Origin of the sequence: Desertibaculum subflavum, assembly GCA_003576705.1 — a bacterium.
Lineage (GTDB): Bacteria > Pseudomonadota > Alphaproteobacteria > Ferrovibrionales > Ferrovibrionaceae > Desertibaculum > Desertibaculum subflavum.
This window is the reverse complement of the sequence record QOZS01000036.1, coordinates 1-17,065: the sequence shown is the minus strand read 5'-3', so window position 1 is coordinate 17,065 and position 17,065 is coordinate 1. Positions and strand designations below refer to the sequence as shown.

The following is a 17,065-nucleotide window of genomic DNA, read 5'->3' as shown; positions in this document are numbered from 1 at the left end:
GGGAGGGTCGGGGTGGGGTTTGGCCGCCCGCGCCGCGGCGAGGAAAAACACAAAAGCCCCCTCCCAGCCTCCCCCGTCCTGCGGCCGGGGGAGGAGCGAAGGCTGCTACTCCGCCGCCCTTGCCGCGACCGTCGGGAAAATGCCGGCCGCCATCTCGCGGTCGTAGGCTTCGCGCCAGTCGACCGTATCCGGCGCGGCGAAGTCGCCGCTGCGGGCGCCGAGCGCAGCCTGCGGATCGTCCAGGCAGGGCGGCACCGCGCCATCGCTCTTCCACGCCTTCGCCGCGCGGATCAGGCGGCGGCGTGTCGTCGTGATCATGCGGTCGCTCGGGCCGAGATGCTCGAACGCATGATCGACGATCGGCCCCATGCTTTCGGTCACCGCCTGATCCTGGTTGTCGACACCCTGGATGCCGGTATAGCTCGACCGGCTCTGCACCTCGCGGTCGATCAGGTAGTCGTTCGAGGGATTGCTGGCGCGGCGCCAGCGGCCGAACCAGTCGGAGGTGTTCGGCAGGAAGGCGTCGTTCGGCTGGGTGCCGGGCAGCGGCGTCCCGTCCTTCGCCGTGCGCGAGAAGGGCGGGCTGGTCCCCTTCCACACCATCTGCACCATCATCGTATGGGTGTCGTCCATCGGCACCCAGGCGCGGATCACGATGTGATCCACGAACGGACCATCGGGCGGCATGGTCCAGAACGGAAACAGGAAATGGGCGAAGCGGTAATGCCGCTGGCCGGGCTCGGCCGGCCGGTGGGCGCCGTACATGGTGCCCCAGGGCGTATCAGTGATGCCATAGGTCGGCGCCCGGTGCGTGGCCATGTAGCGGCCGCGATTGTCGGGCGCGTAGTCTTCCGGCTTGACCAGGCCGCCATGCAGGAAGCCGAAATGCGAATTGTCGATATCGCCTTCCAGCGCCTGCAGCCAGTTGCACTCGCGCTGCACGCAGAACACGCGGAGCTGGTCGGCTGGCAGCCGCGCCGCCTCGAACTCCGGCAGCGGCGGCGGCACGGCGCGGGCGCCGAGATAGGCCCAGACCAGGCCGGCCCGCTCGACCACCGGGAAGGCGCGGGCCTTGACCTTGTGCTTGAAATCCTCGTGCGGCAGCACGTTCGGCATGTCGACGCATTGGCCCGTCACGTCGAACTTCCAGCCGTGGTAGACGCAGCGGATGCCGCCCTGCTCGTTCCGCCCGAGGAACAGCGAGGCGCAGCGATGCGGGCAGCGATGGTCCATCACGCCGACCCGGCCCTGGCTGTCGCGGAACGCGATCATGCGCTCGCCGAGCAGCATCAGGCGGAGCGGTGCGCCGTCGGCCGCCAGTTCCGAGGACAGGCAGGCCGGGATCCAGTACTGCCGCATCAGCTCGCCCATCGGCGTGCCGGGGCCGGTATGGACCAGGATCTCGCTGTCGCGCTTGGACGTCATGGGGCTCCTCCTGCCGGGCGCCGCCCTCTATAGGGGCGGTTGCCACAACCCATGATAGGCAGCTCAGAAGTCGCTGACGATGCCCTTCTTCTCCCAGTCGCCGTAGCGGGTCGGTTCCGGGCCCTGCGGCCCGCCGACCTCGCCGGGCGCCTGCTCCTGCACGGTCGCGGGCTTCGGCTTCTTGAATTTTCCTTTGACCGTCGGGTCTTGCGGATCGGGCTCCGGCCCAGGTTTCGTCTCGGTCATGTCTTGAACCGTCCTTGCTGCTACATACATCTTACCGGTGCGGCCGCACCGGGTCGCCTTGGACGAGTCGTCAGATGAACTACTTGCGTACCGCCATCCTGCTCGCCGCCATGACCGGCCTGTTCGTCGGCATCGGCTATCTGGTGGGCGGCACCGGCGGCATGCTGATCGCGTTCGGCATCGCCTGCGCGATGAATCTGTTCGCCTACTGGAACTCCGACAAGATGCTGCTGCGCATGTACGGCGCGCGGGAGGTCGATCAGAGCTCGGCGCCGGACCTGTGGCGGATGGTGGCGACGCTCGCGAGCCGCGCCGACCTGCCGATGCCGCGCGTCTACGTGATCGAGAACGCCCAGCCCAATGCCTTCGCCACCGGCCGCAACCCGGAGAACGCGGCGGTCGCCGCCACCACCGGCCTGCTCGGCGCGCTGAGCCGCGACGAGATCGAGGGCGTGCTGGCGCATGAGCTGGCGCATATCAAGAACCGCGACACCCTGATCATGACCATCACGGCGACCTTGGCCGGCGCCATCGGCATGCTCGCCAACTTCGCCATGTTCTTCGGCGGCGGCATGCGCGACAGCGAGGGCCGGTCGTCCGGTATCGGCATGATCGGCGGCCTCCTGATCATGATCCTGGCGCCGATGGCGGCCGCCCTGGTGCAGTTCGCCATCAGCCGGTCGCGCGAATACGCCGCCGACCGCATGGGCGCCGAGATCTCCGGCAACCCGCTCGGCCTCGCCAGCGCCCTGGCGCGCATCCACGAGGCGGCGCGCGGCGTCTACAACCCGCGCGCCGAGCAGAACCCGGCGACGGCGCATCTCTTCATCATCAATCCGCTGGCCGGCGAGCGCATGGACAGCCTGTTCTCGACCCATCCGGCGACCGAAAACCGCATCGCAGCGCTGCAGGCCCTGGCTTCGCAAATGGGCCCGGGCGAGATGCGGGGCGGCGGCTATCGGCCCTCGCCCGCGCCGCGGCAGAACGCCTGGGCGACCGCTGCCGGCGGGCGCCGCCGCGGCCCCTGGGGCTGAGTTCGTCTACTCCGCCGGCGCGGTGAGGGGGATCGCCGCTTGCCGCGCACGGCGGCCGGGCAGCGACAGGCCTGCGAGCCCGGCACCGAGCGCCAGCACAGCCAGCACCGGGAACAGCGCGTCGAGGTGGCCGAACAGCTTGTGCAGCACCGGCACCAGGGCGACGCCGAAGGCGCCGATGCCGAGCGACAGCACGAACTTGGCGCCGAAGGCGCGGCCGCGCCATTTGGCCGGCGTGTAGCGGGCAAGCAGCGCGTTCTCCGCCGGCGCCGCCGCGGTGTTGATGCCGACCATCAGCGCGGCGACGCCGACCAGCGCCTGGCTCACCAGCATGAAGCCGATCACGATCACCGGGATCTGCACCAGCTGCAGCACGACGTAGACGCGCTTCAGGTCGTAGCGGTCGGCGAGCTCGCCGCCGATCATGTTGGCGACGGCGCTCGCGGCATAGACCACGGTGACCAGCACGCCGATGCCGGCGATGCCGTCGCCCAAGGTGCCGGCCAGCCGCTCCTCGAAGATCTTCGGCATGGCAACCGAGGTGACCTGATAGATCAGCCCGGTGCAGAGCATGGTGACGCTGAGCACGAAGAAGGCGCGCTTCACGTCGCCCGCCTCCGGCTTCGGCGTCGGCGCTGCATCCTCGGCGCCCTCGACGATCAGGCCGCCCCGCATGGCGAACAGGAACAGGATGCCGGTCGCGAGGCAGACCGCGCCCGGCACCAGGAAGGCGGCGCGCCAGCCGGAGAGATCGATCAGGAGCCCGGCGACCAAAGCCGCGCCGGCGGTGCCGATCGAGCCGAACACCCCGTTGATGCCGAGCGCGCGGCCACGATTGACCGCGCGCTTGACCAGCCAGGGAATGCCGACCGGGTGATAGATCGAGGCGAACAGCCCGATCAGCGTCAGGCCGGCCAGCATGCCGGCCGGGCCGGTGGCGAAACCGGTCAGCATCGAGGCGGCGCCGGTGCCGAGGAAGAACACGGCGATCATGCCGGAGGCGCTCCAGCGGTCGCCCAGCCAGCCGGCCGGCAGCGCGCCCAGGCCGAACATGACGCTGAGCGGAATGGAGAGCGCGATCAGCTCGGCATAGCCCATGCCCCAGTCGCGCTCCAGCGACAGCACCACGGTGGCGTAGAGCAGCGTGAACAAGTGCGAATAGGTGTGCGCCACGCTGGCGAAGGCGGTGGTGGCAAAGCCGGAATGGCGCGACATTCGCAGGGGCATGTTCCCGTTGGCCTCACGTTGGCGCGAGCAAGGTACACAGGCTCCGCCGGTGACGGTACAAGCGAGAGGTGAATGCCTCCCTGCCGCGCAGGGCATGGCACGAGCAGGGCATGGCAGCGGCAGGCGTGGAGAGGCGCATGAACGAGGTGGGGTCGAATCGAGGCGCGGTGGCAACCTTGCGCAAGATCCGCGTCTGGGACCTGCCGGTACGGTTGTTCCACTGGGTGCTGGTGGCGTTGCTGGTCGCGCTCTATCTGACCGGGGAGTACGGGTGGCTCGACCTGCACATGAAGCTCGGCCAGGCGGTGCTGGTATTGGTGATCTGGCGGGTGCTATGGGGCCTGGTCGGCAGCGACACCGCCAGGTTCGGCGGTTTCCTGAGAGGGCCCGGCGCCGTGCTCGCCTATGCCCGCAGCCTGCTGACCCCGCATCCGCTGCCGGTCGCCGGGCACAATCCGCTCGGCGGGCTGATGGTGATCGCGCTGCTGCTGGCGATCCTGGCCCAGGCCGGCAGCGGCCTCTTCACCACCGACGACATCGTGGTGGAGGGCCCGCTCTATCACCTGGTGTCGGGCAAGACCGCCTCGCTTATGACCACCGTGCACCACTACGCCTTCGACGTGCTGATCGTGCTGGCGGTGATCCACGTGGCCGCGGCGCTGCTCTATCTGTTCGTGAAGAAGGAGAACCTGATCGGCCCGATGGTGACCGGTTCGAGGCCGCTGCCGCCGCAACTACCGGCGCCGGCCCTCGCCTCGCCGCTGCGCGCGCTGATCCTGCTGATGATCGTCGCCGGGGCCTGGATCGCCTTCGTCAGCCTGATCTGACCGCTCTGGGCCGGAAACGCGAACGCCCGGAGCAGACCGCCCCGGGCGCTTGCGTGAGCCTCACCCAGAAAGCTTATTTGCCGCGATAAACGTCGTGGCACGCCTTGCAGGCGCCGCCGACCTTGCCGAACTGCGCGCCGAGCGCCTTCGCGTCGCCGCCCTGCGCCGCCATGACGAGCTTGGCGCCCTCGGCTTCCAGATTGGCGAACTTCTTTTCGAAATCGGCCTTGTTGGTCCAGATCTCGGGCAGTGCCTTGGTGTCGCCCTTGTCGCTGCCGGTCGGGAAATGACCCGGATTGACGCGCGCGACCTGCACGATCTTCTCCGCTTCCGGGACCGCCTTGGCGGTCGGGCCGCCGGCATCGATGACGGCCTTGGTGGCTTTCATCGCGTCGGCCATCATCTTGAAATTGGCCTTGCGGTTGGCGATCGGATCGCCCTGCGCCAGCGCCATGCCGAATGCCCCGACCACGGCCAGGCCCGCCGCCGCCGCGATGATCTTGGTGAACCGCTGCATGCCCCGATCTCCCTCCTTCGTCCTCGCCCGACCCCACGGCCCGTCATGGGCCGCCGACACCGGTCTCTATGCCGGGCCGACAGACCCGGGAACAAGTCACCAACGCTTGATCGCGGCCGATTATTCCCGGAACCTGCCGTCCCGCGAACTCTTAGGGTTTGGTCGGCTACCCTCGGTCCCGTATCCTAGGTCGGGCACGCCGCCCCTCACGGCCGGGCGGCCACCTGTTGCGAAAAGTTGACATGAACGTCTATTCCGAACCCTCAGATAATCCAGCCACGCCGCTCGACGCGGTCTGCGTGTTCTGCGGCTCCAGCGGCCGCGTCGCCGAGCGGCACCGCAAGGCGGCCAGCCGCTTCGGCCAGATCCTGGGCGAGAACGGCATCACCCTGGTCTTCGGCGGCGGCCGGGTCGGGTTGATGGGTCTCTGCGCCGATGCGGCGGTCGCCGCCGGCGGCAAGGCGGTGGGCGTGATCCCGCGCATCCTGCACGAGGTCGAGGTCGCGCATCAGAACCTGACCGAGCTGCACATCGTCGAGACCATGCACGAGCGGAAGAAGCTCATGTTCGACCGGTCGGACGCCTTCGTGGTGCTGCCGGGCGGCGTCGGCACCTTGGACGAGACTTTCGAGATCATCACCTGGCGCCAGCTCCGCCTGCACGACAAGCCGATCATCGTGGTCGACGAAGGCGGCTACTGGGCCCCCTTCGTCAGCATGGTGGACCACATCGTGGCCTCGGGCTTCGCCGGCGAGCGCACGCGCCAGCTGTTCCAGGTGGTCAAGAGCGTGGAAGACGTGCTGCCGGCGCTGGCGGCGAGCCCCGCACCGAAGCTCGCCGCCCACCCGGAGAAGCTCTGAGGTCCTACGCCAGGGCGAGCTCGGTCGCCTTGTCGAGCGGCACCGGCTCGTCGGACAGCAGCAGCGTCGTTGCCGCCTCCTCCCAGCGCAGCGCGTCGAGCGCGATCGGCGCGTCGCGCCGGAGCTTGTGCTCCAGCACGAAACGGGCGAGCAGCAGCCGCCGCGCGTCGCCGCCTTCGGCGCCGGCGCGCAGCCCCTCCTCCGCCAGCAGCGACGCCGTGGTCGCGTGGTAGAGCAGACCGGCCGCGACGCGGCAGAACCGCTCGTTCTCCGGCACTGAGGCGACCTCCTCGGCGAAGCGGAAGGCATTGGCGATGCCGCTTTCCAGCCGGTTACGGAACTGGCCCGGCAGGCCCGGGGCGGCGTCCAACCGCTCGGCCAGATCCTCGCGCAGCGCGATGTGGGCCTTCACCTTGCCGACGGCACGCTGCACCGCGTCGAGCGCATTGATGTTGCTGGTGCCTTCCCAGAGCAGGCCGAGATGGGCATCGCGGACGAGGCGCGCATTCGGCCAGTCCTCGATATAACCGTTGCCGCCGCGCGCCTCCATGGCGCCGGTGGCGACGGTGACGTTGTCGCGGCAGGCGCGGTACTTGGCGATCGGCGTCAGCATGCGGAGCGCCTGCTCGGCGCGCTTGCTGCTGCCGGCCTCACCCGTGATGGCCGCGGCGTACATCAGTGCCGATAGCGCCTGTTCGGTCGGCACCATCATCTTCAGCATCTGACGGCGCATCAGCGGATGCTCGATCACCGCCCGGCCGAAAGCATTGCGGTGCTGCGCCGCCTGGAACGCCTCGTTCAGGCAGCGGCGCATCATCCCCGCGGCGCGGGCGAGGTGCGAGATGCGACTGGAATTCACCATCACCAGCATCTGCTTCATGCCCTGGTCGAGCTCGCCCAGCTGATAGGCGAGCGCGCCCTCGAACACGATCTCCCCGCTCGCCATGGTCTTGCTGCCGAGCTTCTCCTTCAGGCGCACGATCCGGTAGCTGTTGCGGCTGCCGTCCTCCAGCACCTTCGGCATCAGGAACAGGCCGAGGCCCTTGCCGCCCGCGACCGCGCCTTCGGGCCGCGCCAGCAGCACGGCGAAATCGGCATCGGCATTGGAGCAGAACCACTTCTCGCCCCAAAGCCGCCAGGCGCCGCCATCCTGCACCGCCGTGAGCTCGGCGGCGCCGGCATCCGAGCCGCCGATCTTCTCGGTCATGAACTGGGAAAGACGCTTGAGCCGGTTCAGATCCTGGCTCCACATATCGGCCAGGAAGCGGGATTTGATCTCCTCGCTGCCGAAGCGGTGCACCAGCTCGGAGGAGCTGTCGGTCAGGTTGACCGGGCAGAGCAGGCCGAATTCGGCCTGCGCGAACAGATAGTGGAAGACGTATTTCGCGATCGGCGGCATCGCCGTCGGCCAGCCCAGCACGCCGCCACGATGCGTCATCGCATGCATGCCGAAGCGGCCGAAGGCGATCTCCTCCATCCCGCGATAGGCCGGGTGGAATTCGATCCATTCCTCGTCGCGGCCGAAGCGGTCGCGCGGGTGCAGCACCGGCTGGTGCTTCTCCGCCGCATCCGACAGCTCGCCGAGCCGCCCGCCGCCGAGCTCGCCCAGTTCGCTGAGATGCGGCTCGAGATGCTTGAGCAGCTTCGGCTCCATGTATTGCGGCAGCAAGGTGCGCAGGCTGTTGTCGATGGCGAAGAAATTGAGCCCGGCGCAGGTCGGCGCGAGATTGGCGGAACGCGCGACGGAAGCGGCCCGGGTGGCGAGCGCCGCATGCTCGGCCTTCGGCTTCTGGATCGTTCCCATGACGGTCATGATTTTCCTCCTATCGGATCTTGCTTAAGCGTCGAAGGCGATCTCCACCACGGCATCGGCGCCGAAGGTGGCGCGCACGCTCTGTCCGGCGCGGATCGGCAGCATGCCGGTGGTGGAGCCGGTGCTGATCGTCTCGCCGGCGCGCAGCCCGTCGCCCCAGCGGCGGCGCTCCTCCGCCAGCCAGAGCAGCGGGCGCAGCGGATCGCCCATCACGTCGGCGCCGCGGCCTTGCCGACGCAGGGCGCCATCGATTTCCAGCACCACCGGCATGTCCGCCAGGCCGTCACGCCAGCCGGGGATCGGATCGCCGAACACGTAGCGTCCGGAGGCGCTGCCATCCGCGAGAATAGCGCCGAGCGGCGGCAGCGCCGCGTTCGGGAAACTGCACTCGGCCACTTCGATGCCGGCATGCACGCTCTCGATCGCGGCGATCACCTCGTCCATGCGCCAGGGCTCCGGCCGCGCCGGCAGGTCGCGCGCCAGGGTCACGAAGAACTCGCATTCGACCAGGGGGTCGAGCAGATCGGCACGACGGAACCGCGCCGGCGAGCGCACGGCGAAGCGGCGGAAGGTGCGGCCATAGATCGGGGCATCGATGTTCAGCTTGGTGCGCACCGCCTCGGTGGTGCCAGCAATCTTCCAGCCGAGCGGCTCCCAGCCGAGCCGGGCGGCGACCTCCCGGTTGACGGCATAAGCCTCGTCGGCGCCGCGCGGGACCAGGTCGGGCGCCGGCGAACCGATCTGCCGCGCCTCGCGACGCGCCGCGACAAGCTGGTCCGCCAGTGCTTCGAGCCGGGTGGGGAACTGCATGGCGCCAATTTTCCGTTGTGTTTCAGGCCGTAGCAAACGATTTGTCGGCGGCAGGCATTGAGCTAGACTCAACACATGTCCTGGCGCCGCCTGCCGCCCTTGCACGCCGTCCGCGCCTTCGAGGCGGCGGCGCGGCATCTCTCGGTGACCCGCGCGGCCGAGGAACTGCACGTCACCCCCGGCGCGGTCAGCCGCCATGTCCGGGCGCTGGAGACGATGGTGCAGGCGCCCTTGTTCCTGCGCCGCTCCACCGGCCTGACCTTGACCGTTGCCGGCGAGGCGCTGGCGACGGCAACGCGCGAGGCGCTGGACCGCATCGCCGATGCCGCGAGCGGCGTCCGGCTGCGGCGCCTGCGCCGGCTCTCCATCGGCGTCTACGGCTTCTTCGCCTCGCGCTTCCTGCTGCCGCGCTGGCCGGATCTGGAGAAGACGCATCCGGACCTCGCCATCGACCTGCATACCAGCCTCAACCCGCTGGACATGCTCCCCGGCCGCTACGACGCGGTGATCGCCGTGTCGGATGCGGCGCCGCGGCCCGGCCTCGTCACCTCTCCCCTGCTGCCCATCGCCACCGTGCCGGTCTGCGCGCCGGGCTGGCTCAAGCGCGGCGCACCGGATTTTGCCGGCGTCCCGCTGCTGCATGCGCGGCCGCGGCCGGAGGATTGGCGCCGCTGGCTCGACCACGCCAGGCTCGGCCATGTGCCGGTGCAGGGCGGCAGCAGCTTCGAGAGCATCGGCCTCGCTATCGAGGCCGCCGCAGCCGGCCTCGGTTTCGCGCTGGCGATCGAGGCGCTGCTGGCGCCCGACCTTGCCCGCGGCGCCGTGGTGATCGCGCACGAGACGGTGCGGCCGACGCGGCGCCATTTCGTGCTGCAGGCGGAGGCGCGGCTGGCGGGCGACCCGGCGCTGCTCGCCTTCGCCGACTGGATCTCGGGCCAGGCTGCGGCGGCAGCGGCACCGGCCACAGCAGCGACCACCAGACGCCGCCGAACGGCATAGCCCGCGAGCCCCTGCGACCGTGACGCGGCTTTCATGCAGCGCGGCGCTTTGCTAGTTTCCGCGCTTCCCTACCCGCACCTGCCTCCTACCGGGGTCGAACATGGCCGATAAGATCAAAGTGAAGAATCCCGTCGTCGAGATGGACGGCGACGAAATGACCCGGATCATCTGGGATTTCATCAAGCAGAAGCTGATCCTGCCCTATCTCGACATCCAGCTCGAATACTACGACCTCGGCATCGAGTATCGCGACAAGACCGACGACAAGGTCACCGTCGATTCGGCCAACGCGACCCTGAAGCACGGCGTGGCGGTGAAATGCGCCACCATCACCCCGGACGAGGCGCGGGTGAAGGAATTCAACCTGAAGAAGATGTGGCTGTCGCCGAACGGGACGATCCGCAACATCCTGGGCGGCACGGTGTTCCGCGAGCCGATCATCTGCCAGAACATCCCGCGGCTGGTGCCGCACTGGAACAAGCCGATCGTGATCGGCCGCCATGCCTTCGGCGACCAGTACCGCGCCACCGACTTCAAGTTCCCCGGCAAGGGCCGGCTGGTGGTCCGCTTCGAGCCGGAAGGCGGCGGCGAGGTGATCGAGCGCGAGGTGTTCAAGGCGCCGGGCGCCGGCATCTCGCTCTCGATGTACAACCTCGACGATTCGATCGCCGGCTTCGCGCGCGCCTGCATGAACTACGCGCTGGCCCGCAAGTGGCCGCTCTATCTCTCGACCAAGAACACGATCCTCAAGGTTTATGACGGCCGCTTCAAGGACATCTTCGAGGAGATCTACCAGAAGGAGTTCAAGGCGAAGTTCGAAGCGGTCGGCCAGATCTACGAGCACCGCCTGATCGACGACATGGTCGCCGCGGCGCTGAAGTGGAACGGCGGCTTCGTCTGGGCCTGCAAGAACTACGACGGCGACGTGCAGTCCGACACGGTGGCGCAAGGCTTCGGCTCGCTCGGCCTGATGACCTCGGTGCTGATGACGCCGGACGGCAAGACGGTCGAAGCCGAGGCGGCGCACGGCACCGTGACCCGCCACTACCGCGAGCACCAGAAGGGCAAGGAGACCTCGACCAACCCGATCGCGTCGATCTTCGCCTGGACCGGCGGGTTGAAGCACCGCGCCAAGCTCGACGACAATCCGAAGCTCGCGAAGTTTGCCGAGACCTTGGAGAAGGTCTGCGTGTCGACGGTGGAAAGCGGCAAGATGACCAAGGACCTCGCCATCCTGATCGGCGAGAAGCAGCCCTTCCTGACCACGACGCAGTTCCTGGACGCGATCGACCAGAACCTGCAGAAGGCGGTCGGCTGATGACCCCGCGGCACCGGCCCCGTGCCGGTGCCGCCGTGCCGCGCGCGCGCGTGGCCTGATGGCGCGCGAGATCGCCGCCGCCATCCGCATCGCCGCACCGGCGACGAAAGTCTGGTCGGTGCTGACCGACCTCCCCGCCTACGCCGCCTGGAATCCCTTCATCGTCTCGGCCGCCGGCACGCCTGTCGTCGGCAAGCGGCTGTCGATCCGCGCCCAGCCGCCGGGCGGCACGGCGCTCCGCTTCCGCCCGCTGGTGCTGGTCGCCGACCCGGAGCGCGAGTTCCGCTGGCGCGGCCAGTTCATCCTGCCCGGCCTGTTCGACGGCGAGCATGCCTTCCGCATCGAGCCGGAAGCCGACGGCGTCCGCTTCGTGCAGACCGAGCGCTTCACCGGGCTGCTGATTCCGATCACCCCCGCCTCGCTGTTCGAACGCATCCAACACGGCTTCGAGGCGATGAACCGCGCGCTGCGCCAGCGCGCGGAGGCCCTCTAGCGCCATCCTTCGAGCCGGCGCATCCCGATCCCGAAGGCGCCGGCGAGCAGGGCCGGCGCCACGAAGGCGGCCGGCACCCAAAAGGACGCACGGCGTGCCGCGTCGTCATCGAGGCCGACGGCGAAGCCGGCGAGATTGGCGACCAGGCCGGCCAGCGCTCCGCCCAGCGCAAGACCGGTCATCTGCACCGCCGCGATGGAGGCGGCGGCGGTATCGCCTTCGCCGGTCCGGGCCCCGGCCATCACCTGCTGCGACAGGAAGGTCCAGCAGGCGCCGATGCCGCCGCCGACCAGGAAGATCGGCACGAGCAAGCCGAAGGCCGGACCGGTGGGCAGCACGAGCCCGATGCCAAGCAGGCCAAGAACCATGGCGAGCGGGCCCGCCACCAGGAAGAAGCCGAGCCACGCCGCGGGCAGGCTCGCGACGATGGCGGCGACGACGGTCCACGACATCGCGCCGCCGGCGGCGAGGTAGCCGGCCGTCAGCGGGTCCAGCCCATGCAATTGCTGCAGCAGCAAGGGCCCGATGATCGGAAACGGCGTATTGGCGGCAGCGAGCAGCAGCACCATCCAGAGGCCGAGACCGACCCGCGAGGTGATGGTGAAGGCATCGCTCGGCAATATCGGCTGGCCGGCGACGCGATCGAGGCGCAGGAAAGCCGCGAAGACCGCCAGCGCCAGCGCGATCAGAGCCGCCTTCCAGAGAGCCGCCGCGGTGATGCCGGCGACGGCGATGGCAACGATGCCGACGATCACCAGCGCGAGACGAAGTCCCGGCAGGCCGGCGCCGTCGCTGCCGCGAGCGGGCGTGCGCGGCAGCGCCGCATAGGCGAGCGGCACGAGCAGCACGGCGACAGCCGCGACGGAAAGAAACGCGCCACGCCAGAAGCCGAGGCCGGCGAACACGCCCCCGATCATCGGTCCGAGCAGGACGGCGACGCCCCAGGTGCCCGAGATCAGCGCCAGGACCCGCACCCACAGCGCCTCCGGGAAGACGTTGCGGACCAGGATATAGGCGAGCGCGGAGATCAGGCCGCCGCCCAGGCCCTGCACGAAGCGGCCCGCGATGACCAGCGCCATGGATGGCGCCAGGCCGCAGGCCAGCGCCCCGACGGCGAAGACCACGAGGCCGGCGGCATAGGCATGCCGCGCGCCGAGCCGCGCCGTGACCAGGCCGGTGGCGGCCGAGGCCAGGATCGAAGCGGAAACGAAGGCGATGGTCGGCCAGGTCACCACGGCGACGCCGCCGACCTCGCCCACGATGCTGGGCAGCACCGTCGTGACGAGCAGCGTATTGGTCGCGTAGAGCAGCACGCCGCCGAGCAGAACCGCGAGCGGCACGGCCCGCGCCGGCGCCGCCAGCGCGGTCCAGCGATGATCGACCGGTGTGCTATCGGCCACCATGCGCTCCGCTGTTTTCCAGGACGCACAATCCGGAGCGGCGTGCCGGCACGAAAAGCTGCCGCCAAGGGTCTCGCAGCGGTCGCCCCGCTGTGCCAATCTCGGCGCCGCGACCTTGCAGAAATTTCCGGGAGAGACGCAGATGCAGACCGGCACGCTCGAATACCGCGACGGTGCGACCACCTGCAAAGGCTACCTGGCCCGCGACGAGAAGCAGACCGGCGCCCGCCCCGGCGTGGTGCTGTTTCCCGAGGCCTTCGGCATCGGCGAGCATGTGATGGAGCGCGCCCGGCGGCTTGCCGGCCTCGGCTTCGTCGCACTGGCGGCCGACCCCTATGGCGACGGCAAGACGGCGAACGACCTGCCGAGCGCGATCGGCCTGATGGGCGCGGTGCGGAGCGACCTCAACGTGTGGCGCGCCCGCGCCCGGGCGGCGCTGGATGCGCTTGCGGCGCAGCAAGGCGTCGACAAGGCCAAGCTCGCCGCCATCGGCTATTGCTTCGGCGGCTCGACCTCGATCGAGCTCGGCCGCAGCGGCGCCCCCCTCGCCGCCATCGTCAGCTTCCATGGCGGGCTGGAATGCCCGAAGCCCGAGGACTCCGCCAACATCAAGGCCCGGGTGCTGGTCTGCACCGGCGCCGACGACCCGATGATCCCGCCCGCGCAGGTCGCCACCTTCGAGGAGCAGATGCGCAAGACCAAGGTGGACTGGCAGGTGCAGATGTACGGCGGCACGGTGCACAGCTTCACCAACCCGGATGCCGACAAGCTCGGCAACCCGGCGCTGGCCTACAACCCCGCCGCCGACAAGCGCTCCTGGAAGGCGATGCTGGACCTGTTCGGCGAGGCGTTCGGAAGCTGACACCGGCGGCTTACGCCGCGGCGCGTTGGCCGATCGCCTGCTCGATGGCGGCCAAGGCTTCCTCGGCTTTGTCGCCGTCGGGGCCGCCGGCCTGGGCGAAATCGGGGCGGCCGCCGCCGCCCTTGCCGCCGAGCGCGGCGGAGCCGGCGCGCACGAGGTCGACCGCGCTGACCTTGCCGGTGAGGTCGTCCGAGACGGCGACGACCAGCGCCGCCTTGCCCTCGCTGACCGAGACGATGGCGACCACGCCGGAGCCGATCTCGCCCTTCACCGCATCGGCGAGGCCGCGCAGATCCTTGGCCGGCACGCCGTCGAGCTTGCGGGTCGCGAAGCGCACGCCGTTGACCTCGCGCGCCGCCGGCGCCGCGCCGCCACCGCCGCCGCCGGTCGCGAGCTTGACTCGCAACTCGGACACTTCGCGCTCGAGCTTGCGGCGCTCGTCCAGCAGGGCGGCGATGCGGCCCGGCACTTCCTCCGCCGGGGCGTTGAAGCTGCGGGTGATCTGCTGCAGCACCTCGTGCTCACGCGCGAAATGCTGCAACGCGCCGGCGCCGGTCGCCGCCTCGATGCGGCGCACGCCCGCCGCCACGGCCGACTGGCCGAGCACGGTGAAGGCGCCGATATCGCCGGTGCGGCGCACATGGGTGCCGCCGCAGAGCTCGACCGAATAGGGCTTCGCGCCGCCATCGTCCGTCAGGTCGCGGCCCATGGCGAGCACGCGCACCTCGTCGCCGTATTTCTCGCCGAACAGCGCCATGGCGCCGGCCTCGATCGCCTTCTCGGGCGTCATCAGCCGCGTCTCAACCGGTGTGTTGATGCGGACCTGGGCGTTCACCTCGTCGACGACGGTGCGCAGGTCGGCATCGGAGAGCGGCGTCGGATGGCTGAAATCGAAGCGGAAGCCGTCGGCGCCGACCAGCGAGCCCTTCTGCGTCACGTGGCCGCCGAGCCGGCGGCGCAAGGCCGCGTGCAGCAGATGCGTCGCCGAGTGGTTGGCCCGGATGCAGTCGCGGCGCGCCGGATCGATGGCAAGCGCCAGCGCGTCGCCGACCCGCACCGTCCCCTGATCGATATGCGAGACGTGAACGTGCAGCTCGCCCGCCTTCTTCTGCGCGTCGCTGACGGTGACCTTGACGCCGGGCGCCGACATGGTGCCGGCATCGCCGGTCTGGCCGCCGCTCTCGGCATAGAACGGCGTCTGGCCGAGCACGATCAGCGCGTCCTCGCCCGCCTTCGCCTCGTCCACGCGCTGGCCGCCCTTGACGATGGCGACGACGCGGCCTTCGGCGGTGTCGGTCTCGTAGCCGAGGAACTCGGTGGCGCCGGCCTCCTCGCGGATCTCGAACCAGACCGCCTCGGTCGCCTGCTCGCCGGAACCGGCCCAGGCCTTGCGCGCCTCCGCCTTCTGGCGCTGCATCGCCGCCTCGAAGCCGGCGGTGTCGACCGTGCGGCCGCGGCCGCGCAGCACGTCCTGGGTGAGATCGATCGGGAAGCCGAAGGTGTCGTAGAGCTTGAAGGCGACCTCGCCGGGCAGCGGCGCATCGGTGCCGATCCGGCCCATTTCCTCGTCGAGCAGCTTGAGGCCGCGCTCCAAGGTCTCCTTGAAGCGGGTCTCCTCCAGTTCGAGCGTCTGGCGGATCAGCGGCTCGGCCCGCACCAGCTCCTGATAGGTCGGGCCCATCATCTCGGTCAGCGCCGGCACCAGGCGGTGCATCAGGGGCTCCCTGGCGCCCAGCATGTGGGCGTGGCGCATGCCGCGCCGCATGATGCGGCGAAGCACATAGCCGCGGCCCTCGTTCGAGGGCAGTACGCCGTCGGCGATCAGGAAGGACGACGCGCGCAGATGGTCGGCGATGACCCGGTGCGACACCGCCTGCGGGCCGTCCGGGTCGACGCCGGTCGCCTGCGCCGAGGCCTCGATCAGCTTGCGCAGCAGGTCGGTATCGTAATTGTCGTGGCGACCCTGCAGCACGGCGGCGATGCGCTCCAGCCCCATGCCGGTGTCGATCGAGGGCCGCGGCAGCGGCACGCGGTCGCCCGGTCCGCGCTGCTCGTACTGCATGAAGACGAGATTCCAGATCTCGATATAGCGGTCGCCATCGGCATCCGGCGAACCGGGCGGGCCGCCGGCGATCTTCGGGCCGTGGTCGAAGAAGATCTCCGAGCACGGGCCGCAGGGGCCGGTATCACCCATGGCCCAGAAATTGTCCGAGGTCGCGATCTTGACGATGCGGTCCTCGGGCAGGCCGGCGATCTGCTTCCAGAGGGCGAGCGCCTCCTCGTCCTCGTGATAGACGGTGACCCAGAGGCGGTCCTTCGACAGCCCGAATTCCTTGTGCACCAGGTTCCAGGCCAGCTCGATCGCGCGCTCCTTGAAATAGTCGCCGAACGAGAAATTGCCGAGCATCTCGAAGAAGGTGTGATGCCGCGCGGTGTAGCCGACATTGTCGAGGTCGTTGTGCTTGCCGCCGGCGCGCACGCATTTCTGCGAGGTGGTGGCCTGGGTATAGGGGCGCTTCTCCATGCCGGTGAAGACGTTCTTGAACTGCACCATGCCGGCATTGGTGAACAGCAGGGTCGGGTCGTTGGCGGGGACGAGCGGGCTCGACGGCACGATCGTGTGCTGGTGCCGCGCGAAATAGTCCAGAAACGCCTTGCGGATCTCGTTGCCGCTCGCCATTTGCCTCAACCTCACTGCCGGGGCAGATCACCTGTCCCCTACATATGTTCTCGTCTCGCCGATGAGAACCCCGCGTTCTACCGACCGCCCCTGCCCCCGTCCAGCCGGGCGGGTCGGTCGGGTTGATTCACCGCGGAGGACCCGACGGAAAGAAGTTCACCGCGGAGAACACGGAGGACGCGGAGGCACGCGGAGATGGCTCCTCCCTCGGCAAAGCCGGGGGAGGCGGGGGGTGGGGGCTTTTGTGTTTTTCCTCGCCGCTGCGCCACGGATGGGCAAAACACAACCCCCCCACCCTTCCCTCCCCCACACCGCTGCGCGGCGCGGGGGAGGGCTTTCACTCGGCGGCCTGGGCCAAGGCGTGCTCCGGCGGCGGGAGGTTGCGGATCTCGGCCATGACGTCGGCGATCACCGGGCCCATCGTGGGATCGGTGTCGAGCAGGTGGCGGACGAAGCCGAGGACGTCGATGCGCGGCGGTGCGGGCGCGGCGATCGGCGCTGAATCCTGCTCTGCCGCAGCCTCTTCCTCTGCCGCCCGCTCTTCGGCGAAGTCG

At 69.5% G+C, this 17,065-nt stretch carries 16 protein-coding genes; 7 read left to right on the top strand and 9 right to left on the bottom strand.

Going from position 1 to position 17,065, the window contains the following annotated elements; all coding sequences use genetic code 11:
* Window positions 1-105 precede the first annotated feature (105 nt).
* Together DT074_RS18280 and DT074_RS18275 are read right to left on the bottom strand one after the other, a co-directional pair.
* Window positions 106-1,425, bottom strand: coding sequence for a Rieske 2Fe-2S domain-containing protein (locus DT074_RS18280; protein ID WP_119421304.1), 1,320 nt, complete (start codon window positions 1,423-1,425; stop codon window positions 106-108).
* A gap of 63 nt (window positions 1,426-1,488) precedes the next feature.
* The gene (locus tag DT074_RS18275; RefSeq protein ID WP_119421303.1) at window positions 1,489-1,671 is read right to left on the bottom strand and encodes a DUF1674 domain-containing protein; all 183 of its coding nucleotides are present in this window, start codon (window positions 1,669-1,671) and stop codon (window positions 1,489-1,491) included.
* 74 nt (window positions 1,672-1,745) lie between these two features.
* Here DT074_RS18275 and htpX point away from each other — a divergent pair, with 74 nt between their 5' ends.
* Entirely contained in the window at window positions 1,746-2,705 is a 960-nt protein-coding gene (htpX, locus tag DT074_RS18270; RefSeq protein WP_119421302.1) for a zinc metalloprotease HtpX, read from the top strand.
* Window positions 2,706-2,711: 6 nt separating this feature from the next.
* Here the strand turns inward: htpX and DT074_RS18265 are convergent, their stop codons facing one another.
* Entirely contained in the window at window positions 2,712-3,920 is a 1,209-nt protein-coding gene (locus DT074_RS18265) for an MFS transporter (protein WP_119421301.1), read from the bottom strand.
* 149 nt (window positions 3,921-4,069) lie between these two features.
* Here DT074_RS18265 and DT074_RS18260 point away from each other — a divergent pair, with 149 nt between their 5' ends.
* Window positions 4,070-4,759, top strand: coding sequence for a cytochrome b/b6 domain-containing protein (locus DT074_RS18260; RefSeq protein ID WP_119421300.1), 690 nt, complete (start codon window positions 4,070-4,072; stop codon window positions 4,757-4,759).
* 73 nt (window positions 4,760-4,832) lie between these two features.
* On the opposite strand, the gene DT074_RS18255 is transcribed toward DT074_RS18260, so the two are convergent.
* A complete protein-coding gene (locus tag DT074_RS18255) occupies window positions 4,833-5,276 on the bottom strand; it encodes a c-type cytochrome (protein ID WP_119421299.1) in 444 nt (147 codons plus the stop codon).
* Window positions 5,277-5,518: 242 nt separating this feature from the next.
* On the opposite strand from DT074_RS18255, the gene DT074_RS18250 reads away from it, so the two are divergent.
* Complete coding sequence (locus tag DT074_RS18250; protein ID WP_119421298.1) at window positions 5,519-6,136, top strand: LOG family protein; 618 nt, start codon at window positions 5,519-5,521, stop codon at window positions 6,134-6,136.
* A 4-nt stretch (window positions 6,137-6,140) separates the two neighbouring features.
* Here the strand turns inward: DT074_RS18250 and DT074_RS18245 are convergent, their stop codons facing one another.
* Both DT074_RS18245 and DT074_RS18240 read right to left on the bottom strand, forming a co-directional pair.
* Entirely contained in the window at window positions 6,141-7,949 is a 1,809-nt protein-coding gene (locus tag DT074_RS18245; RefSeq protein WP_368744758.1) for an acyl-CoA dehydrogenase family protein, read from the bottom strand.
* 24 nt (window positions 7,950-7,973) lie between these two features.
* Window positions 7,974-8,759, bottom strand: a complete 786-nt coding sequence (locus tag DT074_RS18240; protein WP_119421297.1) for a 2-keto-4-pentenoate hydratase — start codon at window positions 8,757-8,759, stop codon at window positions 7,974-7,976.
* 75 nt (window positions 8,760-8,834) lie between these two features.
* Between DT074_RS18240 and DT074_RS18235 the strand changes: the two genes are divergently transcribed.
* From DT074_RS18235 to DT074_RS18225, 3 genes are all read left to right on the top strand, one after another.
* Window positions 8,835-9,758: a LysR substrate-binding domain-containing protein gene (locus DT074_RS18235; protein ID WP_119421296.1), complete on the top strand. Its 924-nt coding sequence runs from the start codon at window positions 8,835-8,837 to the stop codon at window positions 9,756-9,758.
* Between the two features lie 100 nt (window positions 9,759-9,858).
* Window positions 9,859-11,076, top strand: a complete 1,218-nt coding sequence (locus DT074_RS18230) for an NADP-dependent isocitrate dehydrogenase (RefSeq protein WP_119421295.1) — start codon at window positions 9,859-9,861, stop codon at window positions 11,074-11,076.
* A 58-nt stretch (window positions 11,077-11,134) separates the two neighbouring features.
* Entirely contained in the window at window positions 11,135-11,569 is a 435-nt protein-coding gene (locus tag DT074_RS18225; protein ID WP_119421294.1) for an SRPBCC family protein, read from the top strand.
* Here DT074_RS18225 and DT074_RS18220 read toward each other — a convergent pair.
* The gene (locus DT074_RS18220) at window positions 11,566-12,969 is read right to left on the bottom strand and encodes an MFS transporter (RefSeq protein WP_162914993.1); all 1,404 of its coding nucleotides are present in this window, start codon (window positions 12,967-12,969) and stop codon (window positions 11,566-11,568) included. The two genes, DT074_RS18225 and DT074_RS18220, sit on opposite strands and share 4 nt — an antisense overlap.
* A gap of 142 nt (window positions 12,970-13,111) precedes the next feature.
* Between DT074_RS18220 and DT074_RS18215 the strand changes: the two genes are divergently transcribed.
* A complete protein-coding gene (locus DT074_RS18215) occupies window positions 13,112-13,831 on the top strand; it encodes a dienelactone hydrolase family protein (protein ID WP_162914992.1) in 720 nt (239 codons plus the stop codon).
* Between the two features lie 10 nt (window positions 13,832-13,841).
* Here DT074_RS18215 and alaS read toward each other — a convergent pair whose 3' ends face one another.
* On the bottom strand, window positions 13,842-16,511 hold the full coding sequence (alaS, locus tag DT074_RS18210) for an alanine--tRNA ligase (RefSeq protein ID WP_119421291.1): 2,670 nt from the start codon (window positions 16,509-16,511) through the stop codon (window positions 13,842-13,844).
* Window positions 16,512-16,848: 337 nt separating this feature from the next.
* Window positions 16,849-17,065 (bottom strand): hypothetical protein (locus DT074_RS18205; RefSeq protein ID WP_162914991.1); only part of this gene is annotated, 217 nt, incomplete at its 5' end.

What these genes read in the sequence shown, in the direction of transcription:
- DT074_RS18280 (WP_119421304.1), bottom strand. Translation starts at nt 1,425, where the DNA reads ATGACGTCCAAGCGCGACAGCGAGATCCTGGTCCATACCGGCCCCGGC.
- DT074_RS18275 (WP_119421303.1), bottom strand. Translation starts at nt 1,671, where the DNA reads ATGACCGAGACGAAACCTGGGCCGGAGCCCGATCCGCAAGACCCGACG.
- htpX (WP_119421302.1), top strand. Translation starts at nt 1,746, where the DNA reads ATGAACTACTTGCGTACCGCCATCCTGCTCGCCGCCATGACCGGCCTG.
- DT074_RS18265 (WP_119421301.1), bottom strand. Translation starts at nt 3,920, where the DNA reads ATGTCGCGCCATTCCGGCTTTGCCACCACCGCCTTCGCCAGCGTGGCG.
- DT074_RS18260 (WP_119421300.1), top strand. Translation starts at nt 4,070, where the DNA reads ATGAACGAGGTGGGGTCGAATCGAGGCGCGGTGGCAACCTTGCGCAAG.
- DT074_RS18255 (WP_119421299.1), bottom strand. Translation starts at nt 5,276, where the DNA reads ATGCAGCGGTTCACCAAGATCATCGCGGCGGCGGCGGGCCTGGCCGTG.
- DT074_RS18250 (WP_119421298.1), top strand. Translation starts at nt 5,519, where the DNA reads ATGAACGTCTATTCCGAACCCTCAGATAATCCAGCCACGCCGCTCGAC.
- DT074_RS18245 (WP_368744758.1), bottom strand. Translation starts at nt 7,949, where the DNA reads ATGACCGTCATGGGAACGATCCAGAAGCCGAAGGCCGAGCATGCGGCG.
- DT074_RS18240 (WP_119421297.1), bottom strand. Translation starts at nt 8,759, where the DNA reads ATGCAGTTCCCCACCCGGCTCGAAGCACTGGCGGACCAGCTTGTCGCG.
- DT074_RS18235 (WP_119421296.1), top strand. Translation starts at nt 8,835, where the DNA reads ATGTCCTGGCGCCGCCTGCCGCCCTTGCACGCCGTCCGCGCCTTCGAG.
- DT074_RS18230 (WP_119421295.1), top strand. Translation starts at nt 9,859, where the DNA reads ATGGCCGATAAGATCAAAGTGAAGAATCCCGTCGTCGAGATGGACGGC.
- DT074_RS18225 (WP_119421294.1), top strand. Translation starts at nt 11,135, where the DNA reads ATGGCGCGCGAGATCGCCGCCGCCATCCGCATCGCCGCACCGGCGACG.
- DT074_RS18215 (WP_162914992.1), top strand. Translation starts at nt 13,112, where the DNA reads ATGCAGACCGGCACGCTCGAATACCGCGACGGTGCGACCACCTGCAAA.
- alaS (WP_119421291.1), bottom strand. Translation starts at nt 16,511, where the DNA reads ATGGCGAGCGGCAACGAGATCCGCAAGGCGTTTCTGGACTATTTCGCG.